The following is a 24,273-nucleotide window of genomic DNA, read 5'->3' as shown; positions in this document are numbered from 1 at the left end:
GGTTGACGCGGGTCGTGACGGCGCCGTGTCGACCGCCGCCCATCTTGGCGCTTCAATATGATGCAGATACCTGCTCCGCGACGCGAGTCGGAGGTCTTCCTGAAGCGGGCCCGATGAGGGTGCTGTCACGGATCGCCAGGCTCGGGGCTGCCGCCGTGGGCCTCCTGTCCGCCACGTCGTCCCTCGCGCCGGCCCAGGCCGGAACGTGGGACCTCTCGCTCGTCCTCGCGCCGACCCTGCCGTCGCGCGTCGACCTGCTCGCGACCCAGGCCGGCTATCTCACGATGGTCGTCACCTACACCGGTACCGGCCTCGCGAACTTCGAGGTGCGGTCCCGGCTGAGCGCGAGTGGCGGGTTGAGCGCGAGCGCCTCCAGCGTGCCCCGCGCGGCGACCGGGCCCGGGACGCACATCTTCTCCAACACCACGCGCGCACTCGTCGATGACCCGACGCTGGTGCTGCCGCGGACGTGGGAGCTCCTCGCCACACGCGGTGGCGCGCTCCCGCCCGACCGCTATCGCTTCTGCGCCACCGTCTTCGTCGACGGCGCTGCGGTCACCGCCGAACGCTGCGCCACGACGGTCGTCGAAGCCCCACAGCCGCCGGTGCTGCTCCTGCCATCGGATGTCGCGACGATCACCACCGCGATGCCGACCTTCGTCTGGACACCGGCGACGCAGGTCGACGCGACGAGTCGGCTCCGCTATCGCCTCAGGATCGCGGAGCTTCCCGCCGGCCGCCTGCCGGCGGAGGCGCTCGGAGGACTCGCGTGGCACGAGGCCGAGGTCGAAGGGCGCGCCCAGTACGTCTATCCGCTCTCGGCGCTCCCGCTGCGCGACGGGATGACCTACGCCTGGCAGGTGACGGCGTACGACGCGGATGGGAAGCCATACGGCGTGAACGGCGGGCGGAGCCGGATCCAGCGCTTCGTGTCGCGCGATCCCGCGGCGGCGGCGTCGCTCGGGGCCGTCGAGGTCGTCGCCGGCATCGCGGAGATCGCGTCGCTCCGCGGGGTGCGCGTGATCGGGGGTGACGTGGACCGGTTGGTCGTGAGCGGTCCGGTCCCGCTCCGCCTCACCATCGGCGCGGGCGCCCCTCGCGAGATCACCGCGATGGCGCGGGACCTCGTGATCGCGCGCACGGGCGCGAGCCCCCGCGTGATCGGCGGTGAGCTCGATGCGACCGTCGATCTTCCCGTCGCGGGCGACGCGCGCATCCGTCGGCTGCGGCGCGCGCCGGACGGGAGCCTGCAGTTCGCCGGCGTGATCCGTGTGGGCGGGATCGACATCCCCGCGACCGGCACGACGGCGCGCAACGGTCCGTTGCTCGGCGCCACCGCGCCGGCAGGCGCCGCGCTGGCGCGCATCGGCAACGACACCGCCGCCGTCCTCGTCCGCAAGGTGACGCTCGCACGGGTCGGTGCCACCGTGCAGTACGAGCGCGCGGTGGAGCTCTTCGGCGAGCCGGCACCGTGCGCGCCGATGGTCACGCTCGACTCGGCCACCGCCACGGTCGACCTGCTCTGCAGCTCCGCGCCCGCCTCGCGCGCTCCCGTGGCGCTCACGTCCGCGCGCGGACGCTTTCGCGTGAGCGGTACCGCGATCACCCAGGCGGATCTGCAGCTCGGCCTCCGCGAGACGATGCCGTTCACGAGCGGCCTGGCGGAACTGCAACTGACCGGCCGTTTCACGCGGGCCGAAGGCCTCAGCGCGTTCACCACCGCGCTCACGGGTCGCGATCCGTCGCTCCGCTTCGGCGCGTTGCGCGTGCGACTGCGGACGGTCGCGCGCGCGCAGGTCGGATGGCGCGCGAATGAGGGATGGAGCGTCCGCGCGCCCGCGCGCGCCGACGTCGAGCTGCCCAGCGTCGCCCTGCGGGTGATGGCGCTCGATTCGGTGATGATCACCGCGTCAGGGCTCGAACTCCCGGCGATCGAGCGCGATGGGACGGTGCTGGGCATGGCGGCCCTCGTCTCGGGCAGTGCGCGCGTGCGACCGACGCTGGTGCGCTGGCCCGCGACCACGCTGGCCTGGGGTGACGGCGCGCCATGGCGCGCGACCCTCGGTGGCGTCGGTGCCGTGGCCAGTACCTCCGCCTGTGTGCAAGGCGTGACGGTCCCCGCGCCGCGAGGCCTGCTCACCACCACGCGTCTCGACTGGCCTTTCGACACGGCGCGGGTCGACGGTCAGTGCGTCGTGCGCAAGCCGAACGGCAGCACGGTGGCGATCGTTGCCGTGAGCGGCGCCGTCACCGGCGTCATGGCGGCCGACACGATCGCATTGACCGGCAGCGTCTCGACGATCGAGCGCACGCTCACGGCGGCCACGGCCCCCGACACCGCGCGCGCTCCGCTCGCGCCCGAGATCCCGTTCACCATTCGTGTGCCCGGAGGCGCGGTCGCACTGCGCGACGGCGCGGGCCGCGCGCTGGTGACGGTGCGTCGAGTGGACGAGCGGACGCTCGCCTTCACGCCGATCGCGGCCACGCTGCCGTTCACGCTCGCCGGTGGCGTCACGGGAACAGCGCGCGCCGACAGCGTGCGCTACGACACGCGCAGTCAGCGGCTCTCGGCCGGCACGTTGCGCGTCGCGTTCGTCGCCCGCGACACGGCCCGCCGTGTGCCGCTCGCCGCATTGCCGGCGGAGGTCGACTCGCTCGTCGTGCGCGGTGACCCGCTCGCGCCGGCGGGCACGCTGCATGCCACGCCGATCGTCCACGGCCGGCCGATGGGCGGGTCGGTCGCGTTCGCGGTGAACGAGTCGAGCATCGCCTCGGGGGCGTTCGACGTGGCGGATGCCGCCGCTCCGCCGCAGGCACTCGTCGCGGGTGGCGCGGTCACACTGCAGGCCACGCGCGTCTCCGGCTCCGTGCGCATCCCGCTCTCCGGCGGACCGTCGACTCGCGACCTGATCGTCACGGGCGAGCTGCGCGCACTCGGCCTGGCGCATCGTCTGCGGTTGCGCATGCCGACGGGGGGCGAAGGCGCGGCGACGGTGCTCGCCGCCGACCCCGTCCCCTCCGGAGCGGCCGCGGCGCCCGGCGTGGTGCGGCTCGACTCGCTGCAGGTCTCGCGGCTCGTATGGAGCGCGGCGAACGGCTTTGCCTTCCGATTCGTCGGTGCGGGCCAGCTGATGCTGCCGCTGCGCGACGGGAGCGCGATGCGCGTGCCGATCGCGAGCGCACTGCTGGACGAACGCGAGGTCGCCTTCGCCGCCACGCGCACCGGTGCCGACTCGGCGGTCTCGACGCTCACCGAGGGCGTGAGCGCGCGCGCGACGAGCTGGGACCTGCCGGCGTTCCGGACCAGCTGGAGTGCGATCGCGACCGCGCGGCCGGCGAGCGTGAGCGGCGACCTGCAACTGCGCTTCGCACGCACCGCCGCACTCGCTACCGAGTGGTTCGGCGCACGGATCACCTGGCGCGCCGACTCGACCGTCTGCGGCACCGCCGAAGCGCGTCCGCTCGCGCGCGCCGTGACGCACCGGCAGGGTGGCGCGGAGCTCAGCCTCACGGCCGTCGCGCCGCTGGTGCCCGCATGCAATGGCGGCGCGTCGGCGTTCGGCGCGCGCGTGACGGCGGCGGTCGTGCGCAACGCGCCGGTCAGCGCGAGCGCGGCCGAGTGGCCGCTGGTCGCGCCGCTCGCGCTCGCGCCGGCGACGGGACTGCTCACCGGTGGCGAGACCGTCACGCTCGGTGCGACGGCCGCGGCGGGTGCGCTGCAACTCACGCTCGGTGCCGGCCGTGTGGACGTGACGCCCGACACCGTGCGCTGGACCGGCCGCGCCGAGGCGCGGCTCGCGAGCGCGGGGGCGGGCTCGCCTGCGGCGAGTGCGGACGCGAGCTACGACCTCGGTCGCGGCCGGCTCTCGGCGGGGCGGTTCGAGATCACGACGCCCTTCACCTGGCGGCTCGCCAGCGGGAATGGCGTCGTCGCGGTGACCGTGCCGCGGGCGGTCTTCGACGCCGATGGTGCGACGTTCAGCGGCGAAGGCACCGTGGTCGGCACGCCGGCGCGGATCCTGTTCGACCAACTGCGACTCGGCGGTGCGACGCTCGCGGTCACCGGCGGCAGCGCGCGCGTGACCGGCACGTTGCCGCTCGCGCTCGACAACGCCGGTTGGCGCGTGGCAACGAGCGGACTCGTGACGCTCCCGCTGGTCGATCCGCTGCTCGACGCGACCGGGCTCTCGGCCGCGGTCGCCGGTCAGTCCGCGGTCGCGATGCCGGCGCTCAACGCGCCCGGACTCGATGCGCGGCTGGGCGCCGATTTCCGGTTCGATGCCGACGCCGGCGGCGTGCTCCGCGGTCGCGTGGACCTGTTCGACGGGACCGCGCCCAACGCCGCGCGCCGCGCATGGATCGACTCCACCGGCGTGAACATCGTCGGTGCCGTCGCGGTGGTGCCCGACTCGCTCGCACTGCCGAGCTTCGACATCGCGTACGTGCGGCTCCGTGCGAACGGACAGCAGATCGTCGCGACGTCGGCCGGTGCGAACGGTGCGCTCAGCATCAACACCGGCAATGCCACGATCGACGTGATCGTGCCCGCGCTCGGCGGCCTCTCGGTCGCGATGCAGGGTTCGCTCACGATCGATCAGGCGGGCCAGGTGAGCGGCGGGTCGCTGGCGGCGACCTTGCCCGCCGCGGTCGCGATCCCGGGAGCGCGGTTGCCGTTCCAGCTGCGCGGGCTCTCGTTCGGTCGTGTGAACGGCGCGTTCGGGCTGCGTGCCAGCGTGTCCGCGCCCCAACTGCCGGGTCTGCCGGAGATCACGCTGCCGGCCGTCGACCTCTCGCTCACCGCGTCCGGGTTGAGCGGGACGGTCCGCAACGGCACCTGCGCGGCGGGCGGCGCACCGATCGCGACGCAGGCGTATGCGAGCGGCGCGCTCACGGTGAAGCTGCTCGGCATCGAGGCCGACCTCACGGCGCGCACGCTCTGTGCGCGGCTCGAGGCGGTCGCGCTGCTCGGCGGTGCGGGCGCGACGCCCACGACGATCCCCGTCTCCGCGACCTGGAACGTGGGCAGCGGCGCGTGGCTCGTGACCGGCACCGCGCAGGCGCTGCCCGAGATGACGCTCGGCAGTGCGGTGCTCACACCCGATCTGCTCGAGGGCCTCACGGTGCGAGCGACCGCGGGCAGCTTCGCGCTCGTGGTGAAGGGCGCGGTGCGCTTCCCCGCGCTCAGCGGTGACGCCGTCGCGATCGATCTCGAGCAGCTGCGCATCGCGACCGACGGCATCAGCGCGACGGCGAGCAACGCGCTGCCGCAGACGATCGGACTCTTCGACGACCTGGTGACGCTGCGCACCTCGCGCGTCGTCGCGACGTACGCATCGGGTGCGCTCGCGGTGACGGTGGACGGCGGGATGACGCTCGCGGGCGAGGCCGGTCTCACGGTGAGCGGGCTCGTGTTCCGCTCGACCGGCGCGCTCGAGGGCGGCTCGGTGACGTTCGCGCGGCCGGCGTCGCTGCTCGGGGGCAAGCTCTCGCTCGGGTCGCTCGCATTCGGCGCGCAGGCCGGCCGCATGCGCGCCGACATCGGTGGGTCGCTCACGTTGCCCGCCCCGTTCAATGCGGGCGCGACGGCGTTCACGATCGACGTGCGACCACAGGGCGCCGGCTGGAACGCGACGCTCGAGCTCCCCGCGCTGGCCTTCGGCACCGGGCTGCGGATCGGCGACAACGCGAGCACCGAGATCGAGTTCGGCGACGTCGCGACCTTCGACCTGCTCGGGCTGGGGATCTCGCTCGACCTGCGCGCACCGGCGAACGCGAGCATCACCGCGGCAGCCGCGCTCTACCTGATGAACGACACCGACCGCGCGATCGTCTTCGGCGATCCGGCGCATCCGACCACGGCGCCCGGGCTGCGGATCGATGGCGACGGGGTCGAATGGAATGCCACGTTCGCGGGCGACCTGCCGACGCTCGACCTCGGGCTGTTCCGGTACGCGCTCACCGGGTTCGGCGGTGTCTCGGCCGGCAACTCGTTCGGCTTCGAGTTCGCCGGTCAGGCGTCCCTCGACGTGCCTGGCGTGAGCGGCACGCTCGCGCTCGAGGGACTGCGCATCGGACTCGACGGCGTCACGCCGGGCGGGCTCGGCGCCGGCCCGCACGAGCTCTCGCTGCTCGAGGGCATCGCGACCTTCCGGATCGGCGCGTTCGAGAGCGGCACCAACACTGCGCTCACGCTCACGTCGGCGGGCGCAGCGGGGAGCGCGAACTCGCAGACCACCACGGTGCAGGCGGCGGAGTTCGTCCGCATCCGCAATGCGGGCATGACGCTCGGGTTCGAGTTCTTCGAGGGCAGCGTCGAGGAAGTGCTCATCTACCGGCTCGCCAACGGCGACAAGTCGATCGGCGTGATCCGGGCCGCGCTGTCGCTCGCCGGCTCGGCGGACGTGCAGTTGTCGATGCGCTACGTCAACGGCAACGACGGCATGCGCCTCAGCGCCGGGGGATCGGCGACGATCATCGGCAGCACCGGCTTCGGCGCGGCGGGCTTCTTCTCCAATCGCGACGGAGATCTCGGCGCGGGGCTCTTCGTCGCGGCCGCGGCGAACATCCCGCTGCTGCCGCCGCTCATCAGCCTCGCCGGCATCGGGGGTGGCCTCTACATCAACCCCACCGGCGAGGACATCCAGTTCGTGCTCGACGTGGTCGAGGGCATCGGCCTGCGCCTCGTCGGCGAGCCGCCGGAACTTCCGGGGCCGGGACGCACGCTCGGGTTCGCGACCTTCCTCTACGCCGACGCCGGTCTGATCGGCGCGGGCGGCGCGTACGCGATCCAGGGCAAGGCGTTCCTGCAGGTGACGTCCGCGTACACGCGCATCGACGCGCGCGGCGTGCTGTTGGGGATGGACGACAACCTCGCGGCGGGCGTGATGCTGGAGGTCCGCTACGGTGACGGCTGGACGGTGCTCGGCCGCGGCGAGGCGACCGTGGACTTCCCCGGCGTCGATGGCAACGCGAGCCTCGACTTCCTGCTGAGCCGCAGGAACGGGCGCTTCACCTGGGCGATCGACGCGCACGCCGCGCTCGACGTGGTGGCGTTCAACGCCTACGGTGATCTGATGGCGTCGCAGGACGGCTTCTTCGCCGAAGTGGGCATCGGATCGGGCTTCGAGTACGGACCGGTCGAGATCAACTCCTCGGTGATGGTCGGTGTGTTCCTCGACGCCTCGCGCCCCAAGTTCGGCATCTACGGCGAGGTGCGGGCGAGCGTGGAGATCCTCTCGGTCGAGGCGAGCGCCCGGCTCAAGGGTGCGCTCGTCCTCGACCACGGCATCTACCTCGGCTTCAGCGGCGTGGGCAAGGTGCGCGTGGCGGGCATCACGGAGCGCGCCGCCGTGCATGCGAGCTTCGACCATGGTGACTTCGACGCCGGCTTCGGGCGTGACAAGAATCTCGACAAGCAGATCGCGGAGATGCGCGGCGGGTCGCGGCGCCTCAAGCGCGCGACCGACGCGGCCGCGAGCGCGTTGCGCGAGGAACTCGCACTCGAGGCCTTCCTGCTCGACGATGCGACGTTGAACGCGGCGGCGTTCGCGCTGCTCAATCTCTCGGAAGACCAGCGCGACGACATCTTCCGCGACGTGCTCGCGTCAGAGGAGCGGGTCGCACTGCCGGCCGCGCTCGATGCCCGAATCGGGAACGCGAACTCGCCGAGCGAGTACCGGCGCTGGGTGCACGATTCGGTGATCGGTGATCCGCGGCGGCCGCGTGCCTCGGACGTGAACCTCAGTCGCGACACCTTCGAGGGTGTGGCGGATCTGAGCGGGTCGGCGGCTGCGACCGTGCTCGAACGCTTGTCCATCGTGCTCGACGACGCCTCCGAGGTGGTGATCGGCGAGGTCGTGGGCGGTTCGCCGGTCACGGCCACGCGCACGCCGGGACTCCCGTTGCGACTGACGCTCGATGCGGCGGCCTACGACGCGACCGTATCCGCGGCGACAGCCGGCCGTCTCGCCGCACTCTCACTCGACGATGTCGCCGCGATGCTCGCGCAGGCGGAGGCCGCGCTCGACTCCATCGACGCGGCCCTCGAGGGCGGGGGACTGCGAACGACGACGCTCCTCTACGCCGCCGCCGCCGAGCTGCTCGAGCAATGGCAGGCGGAGCGCCTCGCCGTCGGTGACCGCGCGAGTTTCTGGGCGAACAACCGCTCGCTCGGGATGTCGACGCGATCTATCGGTGCGCGCGACAAGCTCCGCGAGGGCTGGCGACAGGAGCTCGCGGCCGGTCGCATGAGCTACAGCTCCCTGATCGGGGCCGCGCTGCGGCGCCGTCTGACTGTGTACGCGCTCGCCGCGCTCAGTCCGGAGATGCAGGGTGAGACGGCACTGGAGGACCACAACACGTTCCGCCAGGCGCTCATTCGTCTCGACACGATCCCTGGGCGCGACGATCGCTTCCTCGACGTCGTCGCGAGCACGTGGGAAGAACTCTGGCGCACGTTGCCGCAGCGTGGACTGAACGCCGTGCGGACCGGTGCACCCCTCGAGGCGCGCGCCCTCGCGCCCGTGATGATCGCGCAGCGCGACACCATGGTCCGCTACCGCCGGGTGCTCACCGACGCGGTGGCCGAGCTGTACGCGGCCCGTCTCGAGATGACGGGACACGTGGCCGCGCTGTACGACGAGGCGCGCGCGCGTCCGGGCGCGCCGGCCGCGTGGCTCGTACGGCGCGACGAGTTGATGCTCGACCTCGAGCCGCCTGCGCTCTCGGCGCTCCGCGTCACGAGCCAGGCGCACGACGGCGTGACCCGCAGCGAGCTGCGCTGGGACGCGACGCACCCCAACGGACTCGGCGGGAGCAACGCGGTGATGAGCCGCGACGCGACGCGGATCCCGCAGTACATCGGGCGCGCGGCGGGCGTGAACACGCTCACGGCACGCGAGACGGCCGAGGAGACCGCGCGCTCCTATGGCGTGGCGGTGCGCGCGCACTCCGTCGCAGGCGCCTCGGTCGATCGCCGCGCCACGCTCGACGTGCCGCTGCCGCAGAACCCCATCCAGAACCTCGCATCGACCCCCTCGCTCACGCAGGCGCCGGACCAGATCCCGCAGCGCCCGACGGCGAGCCTCGACTACATCCTCCTTGAGCCCTTGCCGCTGGCAATGCCGGCCGGACGGATCGGCAACGAGAACGTGACGCGCTTCGAGAATGTGATGGCGGCCGCGGCCGACGTGCGCGTCCATTTCACGGCGGACCCGACCGCGCTGGACATCACCGTCGACGGGATCGGCTTCGGCTACTTCGCCGCCATCGAAGTGGCGATCGGCACCACGCGCACTGGCGAGCAGGTGCGCGCCTTCAGCGCCGCACCCTATGTGCGGACGGGCGGGAACACCGCCGTGCTGATGCTCCGCGGCCTCGCGCTCGCGCAGGACGTCGACCACTGGATCCGCGTGCGCGTGCGGGGCGTGTCCGGGTTGCTCTCACCCGAGTACACGCTGCCGAACGCGCTGCGCGTGGACGCGCGCGGGCCCGTCCCGCCGACGCTGCGCGCGTACGCGTTCGGCCCCGACCAGAGCGCGCTCGTGCAGCTCACGGCCGTCGAGCACGCGCCGTCGGGCCTGCGAATGTTTGAGTGGGTGATCTCGCGTTCGCCGAATGCGGAGGCCGTGTTCGGCGCCTTCACGCCGACCCCGTGGGGCTCGGACACGGTGAGGATCCCCGCTGCCGACCTCTCGCCCGGTGACACGACGTGGCTGCATATTCGCGCCGTCTCGTACGCGGGCGGCCGCGGGCCGATCCGTTCGATCCCGGTGCGGCCTCCGCCCGACTTGAGCGGGATCGCCGCCGGCGCCGCGGCGGCACCGAACGTTCCCGGCTACACGCCGCCCGGGCCTTCGTTCTCGCCCATCCTCGCGCCGGCGGTGCGGCCGCCGACCGCGCCGACCAGAGCGCCCACGGTGCCGAATGCGGTGCCGAACGGCGTGCGGAACTCGCCCACCATCCCGCGCGCTGTGACGCCGCCGGAGGTCAGATGAGCGCGCGCATGCGACGCATCGTCGGTGCGGCATCGGCGCTCGCCGGCGTGTTGGCGTGCGCGGCCGCGAGCGCGGCTTCGCCGACCGCGCTCGGGGCACAGGAAAGGCCGTCGGTACACGCCGTGCGCCGCGGCGACACGCTCGCCGTCTACTTCCTGGCGCCGATCCCGGCCGGGCGCGCGCTGCTGCTCGAACGTCAGGTCGGTGCCGAGTGGCGCGCGATCGGCGACACCGTGCGCGCGGCGAGCACTCGTGAGGAACTGGTCACACGACTCGGCGACAAGCTGCCGGATCTGATGCGACGCTTCAATGCGGAGACCGAGGCGCTGCTCTGGCTGCGGTTGCGCACCGACGCAGGCGCGGCGGGCCTCGCCTCGCTCTTCGATGGCGACCTCGCGACCGCGCTCGGCCGGTCGCTCCGCGATCCGCGGGTGGGCGCCGGACCGGCGCGCCATCGCGTGCGCGTCGTCGGCGGCGAGAGCGCGGTGTTCGACGTGCCGGCGCCGTCGGAACCGGAGCGCCTGCGCGCGCCGACGATCGCCAAGGTGTCGCATGTCCCGACGTCGGTGAACGTGACGTTCCGCATCGTCGCCAGTGACGCCATCGCCTGGCTGGTCGAGGGGCGGAGCAGTACCGATACCACTTGGCGACGGCTGTCGGTGCGGCCGGTGGCGCAGAGCGAGGAGACCGACACCATCGCCACGTCGTTCCCGCTGGCGCACGAGGGTATCGTCTGGCAGGTGGCGGTGCGCGCGCTCGGCGTGGGCGGAGTGCCGGGCCCGCTCTCGCCGGTGGTGCGCTACGAGGCGTTCGACCGTTCGCCGCCGCGCCCGGTGCTCGATCCGCGCGCCTCGCTCGACACGCTCGACCGCGTGCACCTGCGCTGGTCGGCTGCGCCCGAGCCCGACGCCGCGGGCTATCACGTCTATCGCGCCCGCGACGAGAAGAACTCCGGCGCGCGCGTCACCGGCCGTCCGCTCCCGGTCGAGCAGCTCGTCTGGCAGGACACCTCGACGCTCGAGAAGGGGCAGTGGGTGTATCGTCTCAGTGTCGTCGACAGCGCCGGCAACGAGAGCGTGCGCGGCAACGCCGCGCCGATCACGGTGCCGGACCGCACCGGGCCCGTGCTTCCGGGCACGCTCACCGCCACGGTCCTCGCCGACAGCGCGGTGCGACTCCGCTGGTCCAAGGCGCGTGCGGCCGACCTGCGCGAGTACATCGTCACCCGTCAACGCGGCGACAAGGCCGCCGGCGAAGGCTGGTCGCGGATCACGCGTCCGCTCGCGCTCGACACCGTGCTCGTCGACCGTGGCACCGATGGCGGCGGACTCCGCGGCGTGCGAATCCTGCGCTATCATCTCGTCGCGCTCGACTCCACCGGCAACGCGAGCGCGCCGCTCGACGTCGAGGTCGCGATCCCCGACCGCGTGCCGCCCGCCGCGCCCGCGTCGCTGCGCGCCGAACGCCTGGCCGGCCGCGCGCTGATCACCTGGGGCGCCAGCGCGAGCGCCGACGTTGCTCGCTACGAGTTGCGTCGCCGGACCGGCACGGCGGACTCCCTCCTCGTCACCTTCGCGGCGAGTGAGCGCGCGTCGTACGACGACTTCACCGTCGGCCCTGGCGCGCGGCAGTACACGATCGTCGCGCGCGACAGCGCGGGGAACGCGAGTCCCGCGCGCTCGGCCACGCTGGCGGTCGACGCCGGCCCGATGCTCGCGGCGCCGGCGAATGTGATCGCGACCCTGCGCGGCACCGGCGTCGCAGTCCGCTGGGACGCGCTCAGCGGCGCCGTGCGGTATCGCGTGGAACGCGCCACCGCGCGCAACGGCGAGTACACCGAGGTCGGCGCGGCGACGACCAACGCGTTCGTGGACAGCACAGGCAAGGCCGGCGCCTGGTACCGCGTGCGCGCGGTGGGCTCGGGTGCGCGCGACGGACTGCGCTCCATCGCAGCGGAGGCCGCGCCACGATGACACGCACGCATCGCACCTCCAACGCCGTCACGCGCGCCAGGACGATCGCCATGACGCTCGCATTGACGGGCGCACTGGCGGGCACGCTGTCGAGCGCGTTGCCGCGCACGTTGCACGCGCAACGCGTGAGCGGCACCGCCGACGTGAGCGCCGAGGGCTACACGGTGAGCGGCCGCGAAGCGCGCCGGCCCGGCGCCGTGGGCCGCATGTCGCTCTCGCCCGTGTTCGATCTGTGGGGCATCCAGATCGGCGCCAACCTCACCTGGGACTCCGAGACGCAGTTCGCCGCGCGCTCGCTCAATCGGTATGCGCTCAATCCGCGCTGGACCACGGGCGAAGCGTGGGTCGGCGACCATGCACCCTCCCTCGGCGCCACCATGCTCGAAGGGACCGTCATCCGCGGCGCCGGGGTGCGCCTCCAGCGGGGGCTCGTCACGCTGCGGCTCCATGGCGGACGCGCCGACGACGTCGCGTTCGTCGATCCGCTCGGCTTCGGCACCGTCGACGCGCGCCTCGCCGCGCCGCGCGTGAAGCCGCTGCATCGGGCGATCGGTGCCGGTGCGCTCACCATCGGCTCGGCACGGAACTCGATCACCTTCACCGGTCTCTGGGCCTCCGATCGCGAACCGGCGCTGGGCGACACGGTCGCGCCCGCACCGCAGGCGAACGTCATCGGCGGCATCGACCTCTTCACCGAGTTCCGCCCGGGTTGGCGCCTCGAAGCCGGCGCGCGTGCCTCGCTCCACAACTACGATACCCGCAACGACTCGCTGCCCTTCAGCTTCAAGGAGGAGTTCGGCGGCATTGCCGCGCTCCTCGACAAGCTCTTCACCGTGCGGTCGGGAACGCGCGGTGATGTCGCCTGGCATACCGAGGTCGCCGCACCGGCGCCGTGGGGCGCCGTGCGACTGCGGGCCGAGCGCATCGGTCCGGGATACGTCTCGCTCGGCGTGCCGACCCTCCCTTCCGACTGGCAGCAGCTGGAAGGCTCGACGAGCTTCTCGCTCGCGCGCGGACGCGTGAACGGGCTCGTCGGCGGCGGTGTGCGCACCGATGGCGTGCTCGCGACGGGCGCCGGCGAGACCTGGCGCGGCACCGGCACCGCGGCGCTGAATTTCGCGGACGGACCCTGGTCGGTGAACCTCAGTGCGATGCTCAACAAGCTCGAACGTCGTGCCGTCGTCGACACCTTCGGCCTCGTCAACGTCGCGCGCGCGATGAGCATCTCGCCGCGCCTAGCGCTCGGCAGCGCGCACGCGGTCGGCGTGAGCGCGTCGTGGCAGGAGAATGAGACCGAAGCCGGTATCCTCGCGCCCTACGGGGCGCGCTCGTTCAATGCCGCGGTGCAATGGGAGTGGCTCGTGCGGGACGGTCTCACCCTCGCCGTCTCGCCCGCGCTCGTGACCGCGAGCGACACCGCACGACTCGAGCGTCTGACCACCGCCAGCGCGACGCTCGGTTGGCGGCCGCGCGAAGGGCGGGCCAGCGGCTCGCTCGCGGTGAGCGGCGGACAGTCGCTCATCGGCGACCAGCTCCAGGTGGCGGGTGACCTGCGACTCAAGCTCGGCGCGATCGGCAGCGCCGTCGCGCGCGCCAGGATCGCAAGATTCTCCGGCAGCGTGACCTACCGCGAAGCGCTGGTCTCCCTCGGCATCATGCGGAGCTTCTGATGCGGCGCCACGTCCCTCGTCCACGCCTCCTCTTCGTCGCTGCGCTGGTGCTCGCCGGCGTCACCGCCTGTCTCGAGTTGCCCGTCGCTCTGCCCATCGAGGATCAGGCGGCGCTCAAGTGCGCGCCCGATGACGTGCTGGAGGACAATGACACGCCCGGCGCGGCATTGCAGGTCCAGCCCGGCACGTTGCGCGGTCTCTCGTGTCGGCGCGTCGCGGACAGCATCGAGGATCGCGACTTCTACCGCCTCGTCGGCGCGCCGGACTCGCTCTATCGAGCCTGGCTCGACGCACCGAGTGCCGACAGCGTCGAGCTGCGGCTCTTCGATGATTCCACCGGCGCGCCGATCGTGCGCGAGATCGACGGCAACCTGCGGATGCCGCCCTCGGGGCGGCTGCTCGCGTCGGTGCGACTCTGCTGCGGCGCGCCGGGCGATTCCCTGCCGTACGACCTCCTGCTGAGCGACGTCCCCAATCACGCACCCTTGCCCGCCTTCGACTGGGCGCCCGCGACGCCGTTGGTCGGCGTCACGGTCACATTCACCTCGCTCGCCTCCGACACCGATGGTGATTCGATCGCCGCGCGCGACTGGCGACTGGGCGACGGACGCACGGCGAGCGGACTCTCGCCCACCTTCACGTTCGGAACGCCCGGGAACCACACCGTCACGCACCGCGTCACCGACGCCTGGGGTCGCGCCGACTCGCTCACGCGGACGATCACCATCGGGGCCTCGATCACGAGCATCAGCATCTCGCCGCCCGCCGCGGCGTTCTACGCCATCGGCGACTCGATGCAGTTCACGGCGGTCGGCCGTGACTCGATGGCCTCGGCCGTGCCCGGCCTGCCCATCACCTGGTCGATCGCGGACACGAGCATCGTCTCGCTCGATTCGACCGGGCTCGTCATCGCGCGCGCCGTCGGCGTCGCGTACGTGCGTGCGAGCGTCTTCGGCGTCATCGACTCGGCGGAGGTCACGGTCACGCAGCTCCCCGCGTCCGTCGAGGCCGCGCCCGGAGCGGCATCGATCGCGCATCAGGACTCCACGGTCCAGCTCACCGCCACCGTGCGTGACCAGAACGGGTATCCCATCCCCGGCGCGCCGTACCGATGGGTCAGCGACGACACGACGATCGTGACGGTCTCGCCCACCGGCCTCGCGTCGCCCGTCGCCAACGGCACGACCACGGTCCGCGCGATCGTCGACCGACCCTTCGACACGGTCGAGGACACCGTCTTGGTGCTCGTCGCCATGCCGCTGCCGAGCGGGCCGATCGCCGCGGTGATCGCCTCGCCCGACACGGCGATGATGTTCGCGCCGTACCGCGATACGCTCGTGCTCCACGCGCGCGCGGTCGACGCGCTCGGCAATCCGGTCACGAACGTGACGTTCCAGTGGACGCAGCTCGGCAACGGCACCGACTTCCAGTTCGTCCCGCTGGTCCCGAGCGGTGATTCGATCGGCTTCGCGCCGCCGTACTACGGCACCTCCGGGCGGCGGAAGATCCGACTCGAGGTACGCTCGGGCGCCTTCGCGGACACGCTGGTCTACAGTCAGGTCGCGCCGCGCGCTTGGCTCGATCTCACCGCCGGCGCCGACCACACCTGCGGGATCTCGTACTCCGACTACGGCGGCGGCGGGACCGAGGTCTACTGTTGGGGTAGCAATTCGAAGGGACAGCTCGGCCTCCCGCTCTCGGTCGCGAGCGTGTCCGTGCCCACCCGCGTGCCGTTCGATTCGCTGGGATTCCAGTCGCTCGATGCGGGAGACGGCTTCACCTGCGCCGCCGGCGCGAGCTCAGGCTACTGCTGGGGTGACAACGAGTTCGGACAGCTGGGTGGCGCCAGCAGCGAGACCTGCGGCGCAGCACCATGCTCCTCGCAGGCGGTCTCGATCGGCATCCCGATCTCGCGCATCAGCGCCGGACGTGCGCACGCGTGCAGCGCCAACTTCCAGTTCAGCAACGGCTCGCCCCTGCCGCAGGTCCATTGCTGGGGCCGGAACGGGGCCGGCCAGCTGGGACAGTATCCGGGGATGGTCGCCAGCTCGCCGACGCCACTGCGCAACACGCTGCTCTCGCCTTTCGGCTACATCTCCGATATCTCGGCGTTCGGCGATAACACCTGCGCCGTCTACTCCGGCGCGCGCGTCTGCTGGGGCCGCAACGATTTCGGCGAGTTCGGCTTCGGGTCCAGCGGTTCGAACTACATGCCCCAGTACTCCGCGCAGAGTCCCGCACCCGCGAATGCGTTCCACGCCGGGGGCGATGACTTCGTGTGCGGCGCGCCGTACTTCAGCGTCGCCACGGCCGGGCGCCTCTCCTGCTGGGGAAGCGACGCGTCCGGCCAGCTGGGACTGCCGGCTTCCGTCGTGCGCGACGTGTGCAACCTCGGGGTCGTGTACGCCTGCCTGAAGACGTCGGACGTCGCTCCCCTCCCGCAACCACTCGCCGGTGGCAGTCCGCTCACCCCCTTCGGCAAGGCGCAGGTAGGCGCCGGCGCCGAGCACGTCTGCGTGATCTCCGCCAACGAGCTGTACTGCTGGGGCCGCAACACCGAGGGACAGTTGGGTGATGGCACGACCACGTCGCGCAGCACGCCGGTCAACGTGACGTTCGCCACCGGCTACCACGACCGCGTCACGAGTGGCGGGGCGCACGGCTGTCTCGCGATCAACGAGGCCGGGCTCTACTGCTGGGGGCAGAACACCGACGGCCGGCTGGGCGACGGCACGACGATCGATCGACGCGTCCCCGTCCGCATCGTCGACCCTTAGCGTCGGACCGACGCCCGCTCGGCTGCCTTCACGTGCCCATCCAGCAACTGCACGCGCAGGTCGTCCGCCGAGCGGTCCGTCGCCGAGGGCATCCGCGCGAGCAGTGACCGCGCCACCGCCACGCGCCCCGTGCGCAGCGCCGTCACGATCGCCATGTCGTAGAACGTCTCGACGTTCAGCCACTGCCGCCCCGCCGCGCGCTCGGCGATCTGCAGGTCGAGCTCCCGCGCCGCCATCGGCCAGTCGTACGATGCCGCCGAGCGCTGGAACCGCAGCGCCGAGAGTCCCGCGCGCGGACCGCGCTGCTCCACCATGTAGCGCTCCACCCGCGCGTACCAGGCCGAGTCCACGCTCCCCATCGTCCCCGCATGCCGGTCCGCCTCGGCCGTCATCATGTCGGTGAACCAGAGATACCAGTCCGTCGGCGCGCGGCCGGACGCGATCCACATCTCCAGTTGCGCCTCATGCGTGCGCGCGCGTTGGAAGCCGCGGTTCTCGATCAGCGAGTCGGTCGCGTAGAGCCGCTCGGGTCCCCGTACGCGTGCGCTGAGCGCCTGCGCCTCGATGCGCGGGATCAGCACCGACGGGCGCGTCGCCGGCGCGAGCGCCACCCGACGGCCGCCGAGCGCCGCCGCCACGTCGAACCGCGCGTTCGAGAGCCCGAGGAACCCGAACGCCGATTCCTTGAGGAAGCGCGTGCGCTCCGCGCCGAGGTCGAGCACCGGGTAGAAGTCGCTGTTCGCGCCGGGGAACGAGTCGAGCAGGGGGCGCAGCTCGTCGCGCGTGAGGAGCAACGTCGCGTCGAGCGAGGTGGGCGTGAGCGGATCGAACCGGGCGAGGTCGAGCGCGATGTCGGGGAAGGTCGCCACCGACCAGTCCGGCGTCGGGAGCCGGTCGGCGTTGGAGGCCACCACGAGGATGTCGACGTCGTTGGTCAGGTGCACCGCGTACGACTTGAAGTTCCGGTGCAGCGCAGCGAGCACGGTGAGCACGAGGTGGTCGTCGATCTCGTACAGGTGCAACCACTGCCCGAACACGCCGTCCGGCGTGAGATACCCGCTCACGCGACCATAGAACTCGTCGGTGAAGAGCCCCGAGACGCCGCTCACCCACGGGTTCGACGGCTCCGAGAGGATCAGGTCGAACTTCCGGTCGCTCGCCGCGAAGAAGCTCTTGGCGTCGTCGTGCACGAAGTGCGATCGCGGGTCGTCGTACGCCCGGAGGTTCACCGGCTTGAAGAGCTTCGACGCCTCGATCATCTGCGGCTCGATGTCGATCGTCACCAGGTCGTCGAGCGTCTCGCTGCCGAGCAGGATGTGCGACGAGAGCCCCGACCCGAACCCGATCACCGCCGCCTGCCGCGCCTGCGGCGCATAGGCCAGCGTCACCAGCGGCAGGAGGATCTGCGTCGACTCGTCGCCGCCCAGCGGCAGGCGCAGCGAATCGGCCGTCGGTGGCTCGGCGAACCAGTAGGCCGAGATCGACGCGTCCGGCTTGCCGTTCGTCGCGAGCGAGTAGCCGCTGTCGCTCCCCATCCGCACGCTCACGCTCGCCGTGCGGCCGTCCTCATAGAAGAGGATGGTCCGCGTGCCCCGCTCCGGCACGGTGCCGTAGCGGAACACGCCGCTCGAGAGGATCCCCTCGTCGAACGGCCGCCCCGCGAGCGCGCCGATCACCACCGCCAGCGCCGCGCCGGTCCCCGCCCACGCCGTCGGCCGGGCGAGCGGGTCGCGACGCACGCGATGCCAGAGCAGCCACGCCCCCAGCGCGAGGTCCACCGCGCCGCCCGTGATGAGCAGCACCCGGAGCCCGAGCAGCGGCATGAGCCAGAGCGACGCGAGCGCGACGCCAAGGATGGACCCCAACGTGTTCCAGGCGTACACCGCGCCGATCGCGCGCTCGCCATGACCCGCGCCGAGGAGCGTCCGCGTGATGAGCGGGAGCGTGATGCCGGCGCAGAAGGTCGGCGGCAGCATCACCGCGAGCGCGATGCCGTAGCGCGCCAGGTTGTAGAGCCGATAGCCCTGGTCGTTCTCGTCCACCGCCTGCGTGAGCCCCGCCATCCAGTCGAACGCGCTGCCGTACACGACGAGCGTCGCGATCGCGAGCGCGCCCATCGCGAGCTGCACCATGCCGAGGAGGCGGATCGGGTCCTGCACGCGGTCGGCCCGGCCGCGGATCCAGAAGGCGCCGAGCGCGAGGCCGAGGATGAACGCCGAGAGCATCAGCTCGAACGCATGCGTCGCGCTCCCGAGCACGAGCGAGAGCATCCGGATCCACGCGATCTCGTAGATGAACGACGCGACGGCAGTGCCGAAGCTCACCCAGAGGAGCAGCTGCCAGACGCGTGCGCGGTCGTCGCGCAGCGCTCCGTCGGTCGGCTCCGTCGTCGCCAGCGCGGCGGGAGGCGGCGTCTCGTCCATCGCGCCGGAGTCGCCTCCGCCGAGCAGCATCGACTCCATCAGCGCTTCGATCTCGTCGTCCTCCTCGCCCTCCGCGCCGCGCAGCACCACATAGGTCGTCACCGCGACCAGGACGTTGATCACCGCCGCCGTCAGCAGCGTGCCCGGGAGCCCCAACGCCTCGATCAGCCAGAACCCCGCCACCAGCACGCCCACCGCCGCGCCGATCGAGTTGGCGAAGTAGAGCACCCCGATCACGCGCCCGCTCGCGGCGTTCGCGTCCGGTCGCCCTCGCGCCACGCGGCGCAGCAGGCCCGCGCTCATGAGCGGGAAGGTCGCGCCGAGCAGCACCGACTGCGGCAGGATGAGCAGCGCCGCGATGGTCCACTTCACCACCACGAGCAGCGTGCCGCCGGCCAGTGCCGGGAAGATCACGTCGTACGCCAGCGCGCTCACCGCGCCGAAGAGGTCGTGGAAGACGAGCCCGATGAGCCCGACCGCGAGCTCGACGCCGGCGTACCAGAGGAGCGGCTCCTGCACCCGCTCCGACCGCCGCGCGGCGACCGTCGCGCCGATGGACATGCCGCCGAGGAAGATCACGAGCACGATCACCTGGGCGTAGGCGCTGTGCCCGACGAGGAGCCCGAGGTACCGGCTCCAGATCGACTCGTACATGAGTCCTGCCGCACCCGACAGGACGAAGATCAGCGTGAGGAGGAAGGTCACCCGCCGAATCTACCGGGCGGCGGCACCGGCCGGGAGCGAGTCGCGCACGAGCGAGTCGGGCCGCGCGCCGGTGTACTGCACCGACTGGAGCGTCTGCCGCTCGATCAGGACGCGGGTCTCCGTGCGCGCACGGCCCTGCTGCACGGTGTTCTCCGCCACCAGCACCTCCAGCACCGGCACGAACGGCAGCAGCTCGCGATACCGCGCCGTGCTGGACGAGTAGAGCAGGCCGCGCACCTGTGGCGGCGCCTTGGTGAGCGTGTACGTCGCGTGCCGCAGCTGGAAGTCGGTGGGGTCGAGCCAGACCGCCACGTTCACATCCACGCCACGCAGGCGCGTCGCGGCGACGATGTCGATCCGCAGCAGCTGCGCCCCCGCCTTCTCCTCGAGCCCCGCCACATGGAAGCAGTGGTTGTCCACGAAGGACTGCTCGGCCAGGTCGCCGATCGACGGGATCCGCATGATCCACTCGCTCGTTCCGGGCTCGCGCGCCACGAGCGTGCCCGGACGGTACGTCCACTCCGGCGTCGCGCTCACCGGGACCACGTTTCGCGACTCGGCGACATACGACCCGTCCATCTCGCGACGCCCGAACTCGCGCTCCATGAAGTAGAGGAACGGATACGTGCGCGTGAGCAGTCGATACCGCTCGGCGTTCTGCCGTAGCTGGTCGACGATCCCGCGCACCTCGCGCGTCGCGTCGCGCAGTCCCGGGCGGCGGCAGGGCGGCCACCCGACCACCCGCACCGGATCGAGCCGGAACGAGACGCGCGCGAGCCGGACCGTCACCACCTGTGACGGCGCGTCGCCGACCATGATCACCGTGTCCTTCGGCGTGAAGCCCAAGCGCTTCACCACGAGCCGCTGCGGACCCGCGGTCGGCACCGCGACCGCGACCGCGCCATTCGCCCCGGTGAAGCGCTCGATCCCGAGTGCGGGCAACGCCACCACGCTGTAGCCGAGCGGCGCGCCTTCGATCGCCGTTTGCACCCGCACCAGCAGGTTCCGCGGGGCGGCCTGCGCGCCAGCGCGCGACGCGAAGGCGCAGAGCGCCAGCGCGACCGCGACGCCTCGTCTCATGCGCTCACTTCCGGCGCGGCGCCGGCAGCGGCGTGCGCGGCATCAGCGCGTCGCGGTTCGCCACATGATAGACCATCGACGCCAGGATCATCGACGACGCTTGCAGGTCCTCCTCCACGAGGAACCCCGCGCCATCGAGCCCGGTGTGATGCGTCCGCGACTCGTAGTCCATCTCGTCCTGGATCGCGTTGAACCCCGGGATCCCCACGCCGGTGAACGCAATATGGTCGGTCGTCCCGCGGTTCCGGATGTTGAGCATGCTCAGCCCGAGGTCCGCCCACGGCGCCATGTAGGCCGCGAGGATCGGGCGCGCCGCGGCGTTGTCCTGCAGGTAGAAGCCGCGGATGCGCCCCGTGCCGTGGTCCACGTTGAAGTAGGCGGAGATGCGCGCATGCTCCGGCTTGAGCCGCATCGTCGCATGGTCGCCGAAGTGCGCCCGCACGTAGCCCGCCGCCCCGAGATAGTCCTCCTGCTCCTCGCCGTCCCAGAGCCCGAGGCGGATCGTGCGCCGCGGCGTCGCGCCGATCGCGATGAGGATCCGCAGCGCCTCCATCGCCACTGCCGATCCGGCCGCGTTGTCGGTCGCGCCGCCCGCGGCGTGCCAGCTGTCGAAGTGGCCGCCCAGCATCACCACCTCGTCTTTCAGGCGCGGGTCGCTCCCCGCGATCTCGGCGATGACGTTCACGCCGATCGTGTCGGCCGTGTTCACGCGGGTCGCGAGCGAGAGCTCGAGCGTGACCGGCGCGCCCTGCTCCACCAAATACTGCAGCCGCCGATACTGCTCGCGCGCCACGATGAACGCCGGCAGATTGGCGTCGCGCGCGGAGGCGCCGCTCACGTACTTGGTCGCGAGGATCGTGAGCTCGTGGCTGCTCGCCTCCACCACGGCGGCCACCCCTTCGCGATGCATCCACTCGAGTTGCGCCTGCCGCTCGCGAAGGTACTCGTCCCATTCATCGAAGTCCTCCCAGTACGACCGCGGCGAGCCCGGCTCGGTGATGCGTGACATCGAGTCGAGTTCCGCCGCGGTCCAGCGCGTGAGTGGCGGGACGGTGCGGGCCGCCGCATCCACCGTCTCGTTCACGCGCCCGAGCATCACGATCCGGCCGCGCAGCTTCCCCGTCCACCGCTCGCGGTCGAGCGCGTTCGCCACCGACGGCACGAGCAGCGGCGCCCCGCGGAGCGTCCCCGCGATCGGGAGGCTCCACGCCTTGGGGAGCGCGTTGAGGCGCAGGTAGAAGGGCGCCGTCATCTCCGCCGAGTGCCGCGTCATCTCCCACGCGGGGCCGCGCGTGCCCCACGGTTCGAGCGCCGCGCGCGTCGCGCCGAAGCGTCGGAGCTCGTTCACCGCCCATTCCGCCGCGGCGGTGTAGCCGGGCGCACCGGAGAGGCGCGGACCGAAGCCCTCGGAGAGTCGCCGCGCGGTCGCCAGGACCTGCGAGCGCCTCGTGCCCTCCTCGCGGATGCGCGCGTTGATCGCCGCATCGACGCGCTCGGGGGCCTGCGCGCGCAGCGCGACGGGGAGGAGCAGCAGGGCCGCACCGAGCGCGCGGCCGAGGGAATGGGCGGTCGAACGCGGAGTGGTCATGGGGCGGGGCAGGGGAGGGGGCGCGTCAGCGGCGCCGCTTCGCTTCGTTCTCGAGGAAGCCGCGCGTCCAGTACATCACCAGCGCGCACGGCTTGTCCTGGCCGTTGGGCCACGCGAGGCGCTTGTACGCGGCGGGGACCTTGTCGTAGGTCTCGTAGTGCTCGATCGCGACGATCTGGTCGGGGCGGATGTTCTCGAGGTCGGCCGTGCGGTGGCGACCGTTCCATCCTTCGGAGAGGCAGCGCCAGCCCGTGACGGATGCGACATGCCAATCCTGGCCGATGAGCGAATCACGGACGGCCTCGCGGCGCAGGCCGGGCAGGCCCTCGAACATGTCCGCCCAGTAATAGGAACGGAGCGCGGCCAGCTCCTCCGGGCCACGGAACTGGCCGATCCCCGCGCGCCGCCGGCAATCGAACCCCGCGAAGTCGTAGGCGACGCAGCCGTCGTGCGAGACGATGCGCACGGTGTCGAGTGCCTGGACCACGCGCCGGAGCCGGAACGAGATCTCGGCCTGCGCCGTGTCGAGCATGTTCACGGCGCGATCCGCCGGCTGGTACCCCACCGTGCGTGCCATGATCAACTGCTGACCGAACGGGAGCCGCGTGAGGAGGAAGCGGCCGTCCTTCCCGGTACGGACGCTGCGCTTCGCGTTGATCGAGAGGACCTCGACGTTCTCGAGCGGGCGCCCGGTCGTGTCGGTGACGAGGCCGCGGAGCGTGCCGGGCTGCGCCCGCAGGACGGACGGCAGGAGCAGCAACAATGCGGCGACGAACGGCGTCAGGCGGGGCGGACGGGCGGCGGACGGGACCATGGTGGCGAATTCTACACCACGCGGAGCGTCGCGTCCCTCGCCGCCGACGTCCCGATCCCCGGTGCCGACCCTCAGCGCCGCGCGAGCTTGTCGAGGAACAACTTCCGCGCCTTCGACACCTTCGGCGCCACCACCACCGCGCAGTACGGGTTCCCCGGGTTCCGTGCGAAGTAGTTGTCGTGGTACGTCTCCGCCGGCCAGAACGTCTCCAGCGGCTCCACCTCCGTCACGATCGGATCGTCCCAGTGCGCCTGCGCTGACGCCCGTGCGGCCCGCGCCTCGGTCTCCTGCTCCGGCGAGTGCGTGAAGATCGCCGAGCGGTACTGCGGCCCCACGTCGTTCCCCTGACGGTCGATGGTCGTCGGGTCGTGGATGGTGAAGAACACCTCGAGCAGCTCGCGATAGGTGATCTCCGTCGGATCGTACGCCACCTGGATGACCTCGGCGTGTCCCGTCCGCTTGCCGCACACCTGCTCGTACGTCGGGTTCGGCACATGGCCGCCGGCGTAGCCGCTCTTCACCGACCGCACGCCGCGCAGCTCCAGGTAGACCGCCTCGAGACACCAGAAGCAGCCGCCGCCGAGCGTCGCGAGTTCCAGAGCACCGCTCACGCCGACTCCCCCGCCTTGCGGCGCGCCTGTTCCTCGAAGAGCGGCACGAACTTCTCGTACCCCTCCGCCGCGAGCCGCGCCACGGGGATGAACCGCAGCGACGCCGAGTTGATGCAGTAGCGGAGCCCCAGCGGGCCGGGGCCGTCGTCGAACAGGTGCCCGAGATGCGAGTCACCCTCCTTCGACCGGACCTCCGTCCGGACCATGAAGTGCGAGACGTCGCGGTGCTCCGTGACGTGCTCCTGCAGTACCGGCTTGGTGAACGACGGCCACCCCGTCCCCGAATCGAACTTGTCGAGCGACGAGAAGAGCGGCTCGCCGGAGACGACGTCCACGTAGAGCCCGGGCTCATGGTGATCCCAGAACTCGTTCCGGAACGGCGGCTCGGTCGCGCTGCACTGCGTCACCTGGTACTGCATCGGCGAGAGCTTCTCGGCGAGCGCGGGATCGGTCGGCTTCTGCTTGGTCATGGGTCCTGAAGGGGTACGGGTGGCACGTCGGACATCAGAATCATGGCGCGCGGCCGATGGTTCCGCGCTTCCAATACCTGTACAACCACTGCCAGATATCGGAAAATCCTTGACAAGACCGAATACATCCCGAAAATATAGGAACATACTGTCATACAACTGACTGC

The 24,273-nt window shown here is 71.8% G+C and carries 10 protein-coding genes; 4 read left to right on the top strand and 6 right to left on the bottom strand.

Annotated features, from left to right (window positions below; all coding sequences use genetic code 11):
* Positions 1-113: 113 nt before the first annotated feature.
* The 4 genes from IPJ78_04740 to IPJ78_04725 are packed head-to-tail and all read left to right on the top strand — an operon-like array spanning position 114 to position 16,415.
* The gene (locus IPJ78_04740) at positions 114-9,995 is read left to right on the top strand and encodes a hypothetical protein (GenBank protein MBK7905854.1); all 9,882 of its coding nucleotides are present in this window, start codon (positions 114-116) and stop codon (positions 9,993-9,995) included.
* Positions 9,992-11,968 carry a hypothetical protein gene (locus IPJ78_04735; protein MBK7905853.1) on the top strand — a complete coding sequence of 659 codons (1,977 nt, stop codon included), beginning with the start codon at positions 9,992-9,994 and terminating at the stop codon, positions 11,966-11,968. The genes IPJ78_04740 and IPJ78_04735 overlap by 4 nt, the downstream gene beginning before the upstream one ends.
* Positions 11,965-13,638, top strand: coding sequence for a hypothetical protein (locus IPJ78_04730; protein MBK7905852.1), 1,674 nt, complete (start codon positions 11,965-11,967; stop codon positions 13,636-13,638). The genes IPJ78_04735 and IPJ78_04730 overlap by 4 nt, the downstream gene beginning before the upstream one ends.
* Positions 13,638-16,415: an Ig-like domain-containing protein gene (locus IPJ78_04725; GenBank protein MBK7905851.1), complete on the top strand. Its 2,778-nt coding sequence runs from the start codon at positions 13,638-13,640 to the stop codon at positions 16,413-16,415. Before IPJ78_04730 ends, IPJ78_04725 begins: the two co-directional genes overlap by 1 nt.
* Here the strand turns inward: IPJ78_04725 and IPJ78_04720 are convergent.
* The 6 genes from IPJ78_04720 to msrB all read right to left on the bottom strand — a co-directional run bounded on the left by IPJ78_04720 (position 16,412) and on the right by msrB (position 24,106).
* Positions 16,412-19,543: a fused MFS/spermidine synthase gene (locus IPJ78_04720; GenBank protein MBK7905850.1), complete on the bottom strand. Its 3,132-nt coding sequence runs from the start codon at positions 19,541-19,543 to the stop codon at positions 16,412-16,414. The genes IPJ78_04725 and IPJ78_04720 overlap by 4 nt on opposite strands.
* A 9-nt stretch (positions 19,544-19,552) precedes the next feature.
* A complete protein-coding gene (locus IPJ78_04715; protein MBK7905849.1) occupies positions 19,553-20,623 on the bottom strand; it encodes a hypothetical protein in 1,071 nt (356 codons plus the stop codon).
* A 4-nt stretch (positions 20,624-20,627) separates the two neighbouring features.
* A complete protein-coding gene (locus IPJ78_04710; GenBank protein ID MBK7905848.1) occupies positions 20,628-22,211 on the bottom strand; it encodes a M28 family peptidase in 1,584 nt (527 codons plus the stop codon).
* A 25-nt stretch (positions 22,212-22,236) separates the two neighbouring features.
* Positions 22,237-23,025 (bottom strand): carboxypeptidase regulatory-like domain-containing protein, encoded by a 789-nt coding sequence (locus IPJ78_04705; protein ID MBK7905847.1) that lies wholly within the window; start codon positions 23,023-23,025, stop codon positions 22,237-22,239.
* Positions 23,026-23,096: 71 nt separating this feature from the next.
* Positions 23,097-23,636: a peptide-methionine (S)-S-oxide reductase MsrA gene (msrA, locus tag IPJ78_04700; GenBank protein ID MBK7905846.1), complete on the bottom strand. Its 540-nt coding sequence runs from the start codon at positions 23,634-23,636 to the stop codon at positions 23,097-23,099.
* The gene (msrB, locus tag IPJ78_04695) at positions 23,633-24,106 is read right to left on the bottom strand and encodes a peptide-methionine (R)-S-oxide reductase MsrB (protein MBK7905845.1); all 474 of its coding nucleotides are present in this window, start codon (positions 24,104-24,106) and stop codon (positions 23,633-23,635) included. Before msrB ends, msrA begins: the two co-directional genes overlap by 4 nt.
* Between the last annotated feature and the right edge of the window lie 167 nt (positions 24,107-24,273).

It is taken from the genome of Gemmatimonadota bacterium (genome assembly GCA_016714015.1).
GTDB lineage: Bacteria > Gemmatimonadota > Gemmatimonadetes > Gemmatimonadales > Gemmatimonadaceae > Pseudogemmatithrix.
This window is presented reverse-complemented; position numbering and strand designations above follow the sequence as displayed.

Coding starts and splice junctions, on each gene's coding strand:
- IPJ78_04740 (MBK7905854.1), top strand. CDS start 114: ATGAGGGTGCTGTCACGGATCGCCAGGCTCGGGGCTGCCGCCGTGGGC.
- IPJ78_04735 (MBK7905853.1), top strand. CDS start 9,992: ATGAGCGCGCGCATGCGACGCATCGTCGGTGCGGCATCGGCGCTCGCC.
- IPJ78_04730 (MBK7905852.1), top strand. CDS start 11,965: ATGACACGCACGCATCGCACCTCCAACGCCGTCACGCGCGCCAGGACG.
- IPJ78_04725 (MBK7905851.1), top strand. CDS start 13,638: ATGCGGCGCCACGTCCCTCGTCCACGCCTCCTCTTCGTCGCTGCGCTG.
- IPJ78_04715 (MBK7905849.1), bottom strand. CDS start 20,623: ATGAGACGAGGCGTCGCGGTCGCGCTGGCGCTCTGCGCCTTCGCGTCG.
- IPJ78_04710 (MBK7905848.1), bottom strand. CDS start 22,211: ATGACCACTCCGCGTTCGACCGCCCATTCCCTCGGCCGCGCGCTCGGT.
- IPJ78_04705 (MBK7905847.1), bottom strand. CDS start 23,025: ATGGTCCCGTCCGCCGCCCGTCCGCCCCGCCTGACGCCGTTCGTCGCC.
- msrB (MBK7905845.1), bottom strand. CDS start 24,106: ATGACCAAGCAGAAGCCGACCGATCCCGCGCTCGCCGAGAAGCTCTCG.